The following is an 11,153-nucleotide window of genomic DNA, read 5'->3' on the forward strand; positions in this document are numbered from 1 at the left end:
CACACCACCCCCGCGACGATGCCCCCGGCCAGGTGCAGACGGCCGTCCTTCAACCGGAACCCGCGCCGGGTGTAGTTGAGGGACGGCAGTGCCTCTCGTCTGGTCTTCCACTTCGGCATCCCCGCCCGGCGCGCCATGGGCAGGCGTTCACGGATGTCCTTGTGCGCCTTGGCACGGGAGCGACCGAAGTCACGGATGACCTGCTGCTGCGGAACCGACGAGCCCTCACGCAACCACGGCGTACAGGCACGGGCCTCGGTCAGCATCCTGTCGAGGTGCGCCGGACCGCACGTCTGGCCTTCCCCGGTCGCCTTGTTGTGCAGATGCACGGCCCTGGACTTCGCAACACATTCGTTCCACACCCAGCGGCACCGGTCCCACTCCGCCGCCAGCGCAGTACGAGCGGTGGACGACACACGCAGGCGGTACGTGTAGCGGGCATGCCCGCCCTCCGCAGCCACCCCCACCTGCGCCATCTCGCTCCCTCGCCGCCCCGGCCGGGACACCGTGCCGTCCCGAACCCTGCGAAAGACCGTATGTACGACAGCCGCACAAACACATCCCAATCCCATGGCCACCACCCAAACCAGCGACCACAGGCACACGCGTTCGCATCACCTCGGCGATACCGACAGCGATACGGGCGCTCCGCGCCCTGAACCGAATGCGGCGACACTCCGCGTCGCGACACCCGGATGCGATCCCTCCCCAGCGTGAACACCGGGGCCTCCTTGCAAGCACCAGGTGAGGCGTGCGGGTGCTCCTGACGGGCTGGTTCAGGCGGTCGGCAGTTCGTAGGCGTCCGCGATGAGTTCGTAGGAGCGCAGGCGTACGTCGCCGCTGTGGGCGTTGCCCGTGATCATCAGCTCGTCGGCGCCGGTGCGTTTGTGGAGGTCGTCGAGGCCGGAGCGGACCTCGTCGGGGGTGCCGTGGATGACGTTGGCGTTCCAGGAGTCGACGAACTCGCGCTCCATCGGGCTGAACGCGTAGGCCTCGGCTTCTTCGGGAGTGGGGACGAGTCCGGGGCGGCCGGTGCGCAGCCGCACCATGTTCAGGGCGGCGGCCAGGACCTGTCGGCGGGCCTCCTTCTCGTCCTCGGTGGCGAGGGCGGAGACGCCGATGAGGGCGTACGGCTGGTCCAGGACGGCGGACGGCTGGAAGGACTCGCGGTACAGGTCCAGGGCCGGGACGGTGTTCTGGGCCGAGAAGTGGTGCGCGAAGGCGAAGGGCAGGCCGAGCTCGCCGGCCAGGCGGGCGCTGAAGCCGGAGGAGCCGAGGAGCCAGACGGGCGGGCGGTGCGGGGACTGGACGCCGCCCGGGGAGGTCGCCTGGACGGGGCCGGGGACGGCGTGGATACGGCGGTAGCGGTGGCCGTCCGGGAAGTCGTCGTCGAGGAAGCGGATGAGCTCGGCGAGCTGCTGGGGGAAGTCGTCGGCGCCTTCGTTGAGCCGGTCGGTGCGGCGCAGGGCGGCGGCGGTGGCGCCGTCCGTGCCCGGGGCGCGGCCGAGGCCGAGGTCCACACGGCCGGGGGCCATCGCCTCCAGGGTGCCGAACTGTTCCGCGATCACCAGCGGGGCGTGGTTGGGGAGCATCACTCCGCCCGAGCCGAGGCGGATGCGGGTGGTGTGGGCGGCGAGGTGGGCGAGGATCACGGCGGGGGAACTGGACGCCACGCCCGGCATGGAGTGGTGTTCGGCGACCCAGTAGCGGTGGAAGTGGCGGGACTCCGCGAGCTTGGCTATCTCGACGCTGGTGCGGAGGGCGTCGGTGGCGGTGCGGCCGGCGCCGACGGTGACCAGGTCCAGGACGGAGAGGGGGGTGGGGGCGGTGCCGTGTGGGGTTCCCCGGGTCTCGTCTGGGGTTGTGGTCACGGGGGTGCCTCCTGGGTGAGCCGGTGCGGGGTCCTCCGGAGGTAACAGGTGGGGGGCCTCGGTAATTCCGGGGTCTGAGGCTCCGCCCCAGACCCCGGGGGAGTCGCCCACCCACACTCCGCCCGTCTCGGTTGCTCAAGAAGCGGGCGTCGAAAAGACCGGGCTCCCCCGGCCCGGCCCTACGCCTGGACGATCGGTTCCCGCGTGAACAGGGCTCCCATGGACGGGGCGTTCACCCTGCGGTCTGCCAGCCTGAGGGCTTCCCAGACAGTGACCTGGTTGGCTGTGAGGACGGGTTTGCCCAGGTCCTTCTCCAGGGCGGGGATGTGGGCGGCCGTGTGCAGGGCCGTGTCGGGGAGGAGGACGGCCTCGGCGTCCGGGGTGTCGGCCTCGCGGGCCAGGGCGAACACCTCGTCCTCGCCCCACGTCCCGACCTCCGCGGCCGTGATGATTCCGGAGCCGCGGACCCCGGCAACCTCCACGCCGGCCGCGCGCAGGAACTGGGCGAAGAGGTCCGCCACGTCGTCCGGATAGGTCGCGCCGACGGCGACCCGGCTCACGCCGAGCTCCCGCACCGCGTGCACGAAGGCGAAGGAGGTGGACGAGGCCGGCATGCCGGCGGTGTGGGCGAGGGCGCGTACCTGCTCGTGGGCGCCCTCCCAGCCGTGGACGAAGCTGCCGCTGGTGCAGGCCCACACCACCGACTCGGCGCCGCCCATGCGCAGCTGCTCCACGCCCGCCGCGAGCCGGTCGGCGGACCCCATTTCGAGCAGGGCGTCGACCCGGTGGGCGTCCTCGCCGATGTCGGTGTGCACCAGGTCCAGGCGGACGTCACTGCCGAGCAACTGTTCGATGCGCGGGTAGTCGTCCTCGGCGGAGTGGCCCGGATAGAGGAATCCCAGTGCTGTCATGTCCAGCCTTCCTGCTGCTGTTCTTCGTCCGGCAGTCGCGGTACGTCCGGTAGCACCGGCACGTCCGGTAGCACCGGCACGTCCGGTAGCCCCGGCACGTCCGGCAGTACGGGGCCGAGCCTGGCCGCCGGATCGATCAGCGCCTGGTACGGTCCCACGGCTCGGGTACCCAGATGGCGTAGTGCTGCCCACATCGTCACCTGGTTGGCTGAGATCACCGGGATCCGCAGCTCCGCCTCCAGCTGGGGGATCACGTCGTAGGTCGGGAGATTGGTGCAGCTGATGAACAGCGCCTCGGCCCCGCCGAGCCCGGCGCCGCGCGCCATGTCGGCCACCTCCCGGTACGGAACCTTCCAGATGTGCCTGGTCAGGCCCATGTACGCGCAGCTGGTGACGGTGACGCCCGCCTCGGCCACGTACGCCTCCAGTGCGCGGGTGACCGACACGGTGTAGGGGGTGACCAGCGCGACCCGGCGTACCCCGAGTTCCACCAGGGCCTCCAGCAGCGCCCCGGACGTCGTCACCGAGGGCACCGCGCCCGCCCGGGTCATCGCCTCGCACATCGCGCGTTCCCCGGCGATCCCGTCGACGAAGCTGCCGGACGTGCAGGCGTAGGCCACGACCTCGGGCGCGACGGCGGTCAGTGTGCGCACCGCCTCGTGCAGGGTCTCGTGCTCGCTGATCAGGCGGGCGAGGTCGAGGCTCACCTCGACGGGGACGTAGGGCGTTCGGGTCAGATGCAGGGAGACCTCGTCGGGCACCCAGCGCCACAGCTCACGGTCGAGAGCGAAATCGAACGGGGCGACGACCCCGACACCGCGCTGGGGGACTGGGCCCCCCAGAAACGAAACGTCCATGGCAGAAACCGGCCTCACACTGAGGGACCACAGGACAACGGACCGTGTGCACGCCCGTGTTGACGAAGGTAGGTTCGGGTGCGAGCGTGGTCAATCCGCCCCCCGTGACCGACCCGTGCACCTCGGCCACCCGCCGGTGTCCGCGCACGTCAGACGGCCGTCGCCTCGTGAGAATCGGTACCCCGAATGGCTTCTTCCGCATGACCGGGCCCCGCTCCGGTCCGCCGTCCGGTCCCCCGTCCGTCCCCACCGTCCTGGTCCTGGACGCCGACCCGCCGCCCCGCCTCGGCAGCCTCACCGGCCGGGCCCGCGTCGAGCACGCGGACGAGTCGACCCTCGCCGAACGGTTGCCGTCGGCCGATGTCCTGCTGGTGTGGGACTTCACCTCGCACGCGGTCCGCGCGGCCTGGCCCGGCGGCGGCCCGCGGCCACGCTGGGTGCACACGGCGAGCGCGGGCGTGGACCACCTGATGTGTCCCGAACTCGCCGCATCCGACACGGTGGTGACGAACGCCCGGGGCGTCTTCGACCAGCCGATCGCCGAGTACGTGGCCGCGCTGGTGCTGGCAATGGCCAAGGACCTGCCGCGGACCTGGGAGCTGCAGCGGCACGGGACCTGGCGGCACCGCGAGTCGCAGCGGGTGACCGGCACCCGCGCGTGCGTCGTCGGGGCCGGGCCCATCGGGCGGGCGATCGTCGCCACCCTCACGGCGCTCGGCGTCACGGCCGCCCTGGTCGGCCGCACGGCGCGCACCGGCGTCCACGGCCCCGAGGACCTGGACCGGCTGATGGCCCGCGCGGACTGGGTGATCGCGGCGGCGCCGCTCACGGAGCAGACGCACGGCATGTTCGACGCCCGCCGCTTCGGCCTGATGCAGCCCTCGGCCCGGTTCGTCAACATCGGCCGGGGGCCGCTGGTCGTCGAGGACGCACTGGTCGAGGCGCTGTCCAAGCACTGGATCGCGGGCGCCGCGCTGGACGTCTTCGAGCACGAACCCCTGCCTCCCGACAGCCCGTTGTGGCAGGTCCCGAACCTGATCGTGTCCCCGCACATGAGCGGCGACACGGTCGGCTGGCGGGACGACCTGGGCGCGCAGTTCGTGGAGATGTACGGGCTGTGGGAGGCGGGCGGAGCGCTGCCGAACGTGGTCGACAAGCAGCGGGGGTACGTACCCGGACACTGACGTCCTACGGAGGGGCCGGATGACAGAGCTCATCGAACTGACCGCGGTACAACTCGTCGACGGCTATCGCAAGGGCGACTTCAGCCCCGTGGAGGTGACCCGTGCGGCCCTGGAGCGTGCGGAGGCGATCCAGCCCGAGGTGAACGCCTTCACGCGGCTGACCGCGGGCGAGGCGCTCGGACAGGCGGAGGCGTCGGCCGAGCGGTGGCGGCGCGGTGAGCCGGCCGGGCTGGTGGACGGCGTCCCGGTCACCGTGAAGGACATCCTGCTGTTGCGCGGGGCGCCGACCCTGAAGGGTTCCAAGGCGCTCTCGGAGCAGGGGCGTTGGGACGAGGACGCGCCGTCCGTGGCCCGCCTGCGTGAGCACGGCGCGGTCTTCCTCGGCAAGACCACCACCCCGGAGTTCGGCTGGAAGGGCGTCACGGACTCCCCGCTGACCGGCGTGACCCGCAACCCGCACGATCCGACCCGCACCGCGGGCGGCTCCAGCGGCGGCGCGGCAGCGGCGGTGGCCCGGGGTGCGGGCCCCCTCGCGCTGGGCACCGACGGCGGCGGCAGCGTCCGTATCCCGGCCGCGTTCTGCGGGATCTTCGCCCTGAAGCCGACGTACGGGCGGGTGCCGCTGTATCCGGCCAGCGCCTTCGGCACCCTCGCCCATGTCGGCCCGATGACCCGGGACGCGGCGGACGCGGCGCTGCTCCTCGACGTGATCGGGGGCGCCGACTCCCGCGACTGGTCGGCGCTCGCCCCGGCTCCGGGCCCCTTCTCGGCGGGACTGGCGGGCGGGGTGCGGGGGCTGCGGGTCGCCTACTCGCCGTCCCTCGGCGGTCAGGTCTCCGTGCAGCCGGCCGTCGCGGCGGCCGTACGGCGGGGTGTGGAGCGGCTCGCGGAGCTCGGCGCGTACGTCACCGAGGCCGACCCCGACTTCACCGACCCGGTCGCCGCCTTCCACACCCTGTGGTTCAGCGGCGCGGCCCGGGTGACCCAGTACTTCGGGCCGCGGCAGCGAGAGTTGCTCGACCCGGGCCTGCGGGAGATCTGCGACCAGGGCGCCCGTTACAGCGCGCTCGACTACCTGGCCGCGGTGGACGTCCGCATGGAACTCGGGCGCCGCATGGGCCGTTTCCACGACTCCTACGACCTGCTGGTCACCCCGACCCTGCCGATCACCGCGTTCGAGGCGGGCGTCGAGGTGCCGAAGGGTTCCGGTCACCGGCGCTGGACGAGCTGGACCCCGTTCACGTACCCCTTCAACATGACCCAACAGCCCGCCGCGTCCGTCCCGGTGGGAACGGACGGCGACGGGCTGCCCGTCGGGCTCCAGCTGGTGGCCGCCCGCCACCGCGACGACCTCGTCCTGCGGGCGGCGCACGCCTTGTACGAGACGGGCGCCGCGTCGTACGTCAGTTGAGCCTCACGCCCGCCGGAAGCTGAGGGTCTCCCCCGCCGCGCCGGTCCGCCACAGGTCGTTGCAGGCGTCCGCCAACTCGGGCAGGCCCTCGGTGATCTGGCCCCAGACGATGCCCGGGACCCAGCCGACGTCTCCGTTGAGGAGCAGGTTGTTGCGCTCGTAGAAGAGGGCCAGGTCGACGACCGTGGTGCCGGGGCGGACCTCGCGGTCGTAGCCGTAGGCCTGGGTCCCGAGTTCCGCTCCGGCGAAGGAGAAATAGCACAGATCGCCCGGAATGGGGGTCACGGTCGGGTTCTCCAGCGGTGGTTCCGATGTCGCGAAAGGCGGGAACAGGGCGTAGATCTCGTTCCGGGCGTATTTGGCATGGTAGACGTCTCCGGCGAGCGGAAGGGAATCCCAGACGGCCGCGCAGGTGATCGGCGCACGATCGTCGAGCAGCTTTGCCGTGGCGGTGATTCCGCGCTTGACCAGCGAGACTTCGATGTATCGGTCAGCCATGCGTCCCATGGTCCACCCGCGGTCAAGGGTGCCTGGGTCATGACCGGGGCCGAAAGTGATCGGCATAACTCGAATGAAGTCGGGTAGCCGCGCGCCCATGGCTCGACCACACGCAAACCGATCAGGAACCGACAACGGATCCGACAGATGGATCAGCCGCCGCTCCATGCTCGCCGGAGCTGTGTCGCTGGGCGCGGCGGGAAGTCTCGGGATGGTCGGCTGCAGCCGCGTCCCCGGTGAAGGGAAGGTGCTGGGCGGCAGCCTGTTGGACACCCTGCGCGACCAGGGGTCCGTGAAGATCGGTATCGCCAGCGAGCCGCCCTTCGGTTACGTGGGAGACGACGGACAGGCCACCGGGGAAGCGCCGGCGATCGCGCGGGTGATCTTCAAGAAGCTCGGCATCGACGAGGTCAAGCCGGTTCCGGTGGACTTCGGCGCCCTCATACCCGGGCTGAAGGCCCGGCAGTTCGACGTGGTGTCCGCCGGGATGTACATCAATCCCCTCCGGTGCGAACAGGTGATGTTCGCCGACCCTGACTACCTCATGCTGGACGCCTTCATCGTCAAGAAGGGCAACCCGCACGGCATCAAGACGTACGCGGACGTCAAGAAGAAGGGCCTGAAGCTCGCCTCCGGCAAGGCCTACGCCCAGATCGACTACGCCAAGGCCGCGGGCATCAGCGACGTTCTGGTCCTGCCGGACCAGGTGGCCGGCCTCGACGCGGTGGCCCAGGGACGGGTGGACGCCTTCGCGGGCACCCGCATCACCGTCAAGTCGGCGGTGCAGGGGTCCACAAGCGTGTCGGCGACCGAGCCGTTCCAGCCCGTGATGGACGGCAAGCCCGCGTACGGCGCCGGCGGCTTCGCCTTCCGGCTGTCCGAGAAGAACTTCCGGGACGCCTTCAACGAGGAACTCCTGAAGCTCAAGGAGAACGACTACCGGGAACTCCTCAGGATCGTCGGCCCGTTCGGCTTCTCCAAGGCCGACATGACGGACCTCACGGCGAAGGAGCTGTGCGGCTGATGATGAGTTCGGAGTTCTTCACCACCTGGTTCCTGCCGGGCATCTGGGTCACCGTCCAGGTGACGGTGTACGCCGCGGCGCTCGGCGCGGCCATCTCGTTCGGGATCGGTCTCGCCCGCGGTTCGCAGTACTGGATCGTCCGCTTCGTCGCCGGGGCCTACTTCGAGGTCTTCCGCGGCATGTCGGCGCTGGTGCTGATGTTCTGGATGTTCTTCGCGCTGCCCCTCTTCGGCTGGCAGCTGGTGCCCATGTGGGCCGGTGTCAGCGCGCTCGGCCTGACCTACGGCGCCTACGGCTCCGAGATCGTCCGCGGTTCCCTGGCGGCCGTCACCCCGGCGCAGAAGGAGGCGGGCATCGCGCTCAACTTCACCCGCTGGCAGCGGCTGCGTCTGATCGAACTGCCGCAGGCGTGGCCCGAGATGGTGCCGCCCTTCAACAACCTGCTGATCGAGCTGCTGAAGGGCACCGCCCTGGTCTCGGTCATCACGGTCGCCGACATGACCTTCGCCGGCAATCTGCTGCGGCTCGGCACCAACGAGACCACCCCGGTCTACACCCTGCTGCTGGTCCTCTACTTCGTGCTCGCCTTCCTCATCACCCGCGGTATGCGGCTGCTGGAACGCCGGGCGAAGGCCGGGATCGGACAGCAGCCGCAGAAGACCGACAAGGTCACCAGGAAGCTCGGTGCCCGCGGCGAGAGCCTGCAGGCCGGTTCGCAGTCCGCGGGAGGTATGGGATGAACTGGGACTGGAACGTCGTGGACGACTTCATGCCGCGGTTCTGGGACGGCGTACTCGTCACCCTGCAAGCCCTGGCCATCGGCACCCTGATCGCCTTCGCGCTGGGTCTGGTGTGGGCGCTGGCGCAGCGGTCCGCGCAGGCCTGGGTGCGCTGGCCGGTCGTCGCGGTGACGGAGTTCATCCGCAACACACCGCTGCTGGTGCAGCTCTTCTTCCTCTTCTACGTGGTGCCCAACTTCGGCCCGTCGATGTCGCCGCTGACCACCGGCATCGTCGGCCTCGGGCTGCACTACTCCACCTACACCGCCGAGGTGTACCGCGCGGGCATCGACGGCGTCCCCGCCGGCCAGTGGGAGGCGGCCACGGCGCTGAGCCTGTCCAGGGGTCGCACCTGGCGGGCGGTGATCCTTCCGCAGGCGATCCGCCGGGTGGTCCCGCCGCTGGGCAACTACGTCGTCGCCATGCTCAAGGACTCCCCGATGATCGCGACCATCGGCGCCTTCGACATGCTCGGCGAGGCCCAGGCCTTCAGCAACGAGACCTTCACCACGGAGGCGCTCACCATCGTGGGCGTGGCGTTCATCGTCATCGCCTACCCCGCCTCCCTCCTGATCCGAGCCCTGGAGCGACGCCTTGTCCGCTGACACCAATCCCGCAGAGCACGCCGACACCCTCGCCAATCCGCCGGTGGACGGCAGCGAACTGATCCGCTTCGACAAGGTCACCAAGCGCTTCGGCGACAACACCGTCCTCGACCGGCTCGACTTCTCCGTCGACTCCGGCAAGCACGTGACGCTGATCGGCCCGTCGGGCTCCGGCAAGACGACGATCCTGCGGCTGCTGATGACGCTGGCCAAGCCCGACGAGGGCACGATCAAGGTGGGCGGCGACTATCTGACCCACGAGGAGCGGGGCGGCAAGCTGGTCCGGGCCGGCGAGAAGCACATCCGCGAGGTCCGCAAGAACATCGGGATGGTGTTCCAGCAGTTCAACCTGTTCCCGAACATGACGGCCCTCAGGAACATCATGGAGGCCCCGGTCACCGTGCTGGGCCTGTCCAAGGACGAGGCGGAGGAGCGGGCCCGCGGGCTGCTCGACCTGGTGGGCCTGGCCGACAAGTGCGACGCCCGGCCGACCCAGCTGTCCGGCGGCCAGCAGCAGCGGGTGGCGATCGCCCGGGCGCTGGCCATGCGGCCGCAGGTGCTGCTCCTGGACGAGGTGACCTCGGCGCTGGACCCGGAGCTGGTGGCCGGCGTCCTGGACGTGCTGCGGGACATCGCCCGCACCACCGACATCACGATGCTCTGCGTGACCCACGAGATGAACTTCGCCCGGGACATCTCCGACCAGGTCCTGATGTTCGACTCCGGTCGCGTCATCGAGTCGGGTTCGCCGGAGAAGATGTTCAGCGATCCGGAGCAGGAGCGGACCCGGGAGTTCCTCAGCGCGGTGCTGTGACCCACCGAAGGTGAGCACGGCTCAACACCCGAGGTCCAGGCCTCGGGTCGTGCCGCTGGCATATGCCAGAGTGCCAGCGGCCCAGCTGAGAGCCGTGCCGGTCGACCAAATCTCGTCAACAACCGCTCGCCGCAACCCCTTTGCCCCTTATCGTGGAAGGGATTCGCTGTCCGGATTACGGCCCAGTATTACGGTCCAGCTGTAGAGCGACCGAGCGAGCGCAGGGGGAACACCGTGGCGCTGAAGCACGAGCCGACCGCGCCGTACCACTCGACCCAGGACGCCCTGCGCGTCCTGGAGACCGTGGCACGGCACACCACCGGAGTCACCGACAGCCGACTCGCCCGCCTGACCGGCCTCAGCCCGGAGCGCCTGACCACGCTCCTGCGGATGCTGCGCCGCGAGGGCTACGTCGAGCAGGTCACCGACGGGGCGTACGTCACCGGCGCCGCCCTCACCCGCCTCGGCTCCGCCCAGGACCGCGACCGGGCCCTGCGCGAGAGGATCCAGCGCGCACTGGAGCGGCTGCGTGACTCGGTCGGCGCCGCCGTCTACATCAGCCGGTACGTCGACGGCGAGATCAACGTCACGCAGTACGCCGCCGGCCCCGCCACTCCCGCGGTGCACGAGTGGGTCGACTTCCGCCACTCCGCCCACGCCACCGCGATCGGCAAGAGCCTCCTCGGCCAACTCGACCACAACGGCCGCCGCGACCATCTCTCCCGGTACAAGATGGCCCGCCTCACCTCGCGCACCATCACCAGCGACAAGCTGCTGCTCTCCCGTCTGGAGTCCCAGCCGCCGACGGTGCCCCACCTCGACCTCCAGGAGTACGCCGTCGGCACGGTGTGCGCGGCCGTCCCGATCACGGCCGGTTCCTCGGTCGGCTGCCTGGCCCTCTCCCTGCCGGTCGAGCACGCCCACCGCCTCCGCCAGGCCGCGGACCGGCTGAACCGCGGGGCGGCTCCGGTGCTGCTGTCCCTGGCGATCTAGAGGGCCCCTCGGAAACGTGGTCGGAAGCACCCCCGCGGACCAGGTAGTATTTTTCTGTCGCCAGCCGCCAGGAGCGGTCAGGCGAGAGTCATGCGCCGCTAGCTCAGTTGGTTAGAGCAGCTGACTCTTAATCAGCGGGTCCGGGGTTCGAGTCCCTGGCGGCGCACGATGTCGATGGCGAGGCGTGTTCGCGGAAAGCGCGAACC

Annotated in this window: 11 protein-coding genes, 1 tRNA gene and 1 pseudogene; 8 read left to right on the plus strand and 5 right to left on the minus strand. The window is 70.5% G+C overall.

Features of this window, described 5'->3' with window-relative positions:
* From ABZ027_RS32485 to ABZ027_RS32500, 4 genes and pseudogenes are all read right to left on the minus strand, one after another.
* A pseudogene (locus tag ABZ027_RS32485) lies at positions 1-476 on the minus strand (RNA-guided endonuclease TnpB family protein); the annotation flags it as partial.
* Positions 477-776: 300 nt separating this feature from the next.
* Positions 777-1,871, minus strand: coding sequence for an LLM class flavin-dependent oxidoreductase (locus ABZ027_RS32490; protein ID WP_356774585.1), 1,095 nt, complete (start codon positions 1,869-1,871; stop codon positions 777-779).
* Between the two features lie 179 nt (positions 1,872-2,050).
* Positions 2,051-2,782 (minus strand): decarboxylase, encoded by a 732-nt coding sequence (locus ABZ027_RS32495; protein WP_356774587.1) that lies wholly within the window; start codon positions 2,780-2,782, stop codon positions 2,051-2,053.
* The gene (locus ABZ027_RS32500) at positions 2,779-3,639 is read right to left on the minus strand and encodes a decarboxylase (protein ID WP_356774589.1); all 861 of its coding nucleotides are present in this window, start codon (positions 3,637-3,639) and stop codon (positions 2,779-2,781) included. The genes ABZ027_RS32495 and ABZ027_RS32500 overlap by 4 nt, the downstream gene beginning before the upstream one ends.
* A 200-nt stretch (positions 3,640-3,839) precedes the next feature.
* Here ABZ027_RS32500 and ABZ027_RS32505 point away from each other — a divergent pair, with 200 nt between their 5' ends.
* Together ABZ027_RS32505 and ABZ027_RS32510 are read left to right on the plus strand one after the other, a co-directional pair.
* Positions 3,840-4,823: a D-2-hydroxyacid dehydrogenase gene (locus ABZ027_RS32505; RefSeq protein ID WP_356774591.1), complete on the plus strand. Its 984-nt coding sequence runs from the start codon at positions 3,840-3,842 to the stop codon at positions 4,821-4,823.
* A gap of 19 nt (positions 4,824-4,842) precedes the next feature.
* Positions 4,843-6,234, plus strand: a complete 1,392-nt coding sequence (locus ABZ027_RS32510; RefSeq protein WP_356774593.1) for an amidase — start codon at positions 4,843-4,845, stop codon at positions 6,232-6,234.
* 3 nt (positions 6,235-6,237) lie between these two features.
* Here ABZ027_RS32510 and ABZ027_RS32515 read toward each other — a convergent pair whose 3' ends face one another.
* A complete protein-coding gene (locus ABZ027_RS32515; protein ID WP_356774595.1) occupies positions 6,238-6,732 on the minus strand; it encodes a DUF3830 family protein in 495 nt (164 codons plus the stop codon).
* Between the two features lie 97 nt (positions 6,733-6,829).
* Between ABZ027_RS32515 and ehuB the strand changes: the two genes are divergently transcribed.
* The 6 genes from ehuB (at position 6,830) to ABZ027_RS32545 (ending at position 11,113) form a co-directional block, all read left to right on the plus strand.
* Complete coding sequence (gene ehuB, locus ABZ027_RS32520) at positions 6,830-7,756, plus strand: ectoine/hydroxyectoine ABC transporter substrate-binding protein EhuB (protein WP_356774597.1); 927 nt, start codon at positions 6,830-6,832, stop codon at positions 7,754-7,756.
* A gap of 2 nt (positions 7,757-7,758) precedes the next feature.
* Positions 7,759-8,496: an ectoine/hydroxyectoine ABC transporter permease subunit EhuC gene (ehuC, locus tag ABZ027_RS32525; RefSeq protein ID WP_356774714.1), complete on the plus strand. Its 738-nt coding sequence runs from the start codon at positions 7,759-7,761 to the stop codon at positions 8,494-8,496.
* Positions 8,493-9,140 (plus strand): ectoine/hydroxyectoine ABC transporter permease subunit EhuD, encoded by a 648-nt coding sequence (ehuD, locus tag ABZ027_RS32530; protein WP_356774599.1) that lies wholly within the window; start codon positions 8,493-8,495, stop codon positions 9,138-9,140. The genes ehuC and ehuD overlap by 4 nt, the downstream gene beginning before the upstream one ends.
* Positions 9,130-9,954: an ectoine/hydroxyectoine ABC transporter ATP-binding protein EhuA gene (gene ehuA, locus ABZ027_RS32535; protein WP_356774601.1), complete on the plus strand. Its 825-nt coding sequence runs from the start codon at positions 9,130-9,132 to the stop codon at positions 9,952-9,954. The genes ehuD and ehuA overlap by 11 nt, the downstream gene beginning before the upstream one ends.
* Before the next feature lie 234 nt (positions 9,955-10,188).
* A complete protein-coding gene (locus ABZ027_RS32540) occupies positions 10,189-10,947 on the plus strand; it encodes an IclR family transcriptional regulator C-terminal domain-containing protein (RefSeq protein ID WP_356774603.1) in 759 nt (252 codons plus the stop codon).
* Between the two features lie 92 nt (positions 10,948-11,039).
* A tRNA-Lys gene (locus tag ABZ027_RS32545) sits at positions 11,040-11,113 on the plus strand.
* Positions 11,114-11,153 lie beyond the last annotated feature (40 nt).

It is taken from the genome of Streptomyces sp. NPDC006332 (assembly GCF_040612855.1).
Classification (GTDB): domain Bacteria; phylum Actinomycetota; class Actinomycetes; order Streptomycetales; family Streptomycetaceae; genus Streptomyces.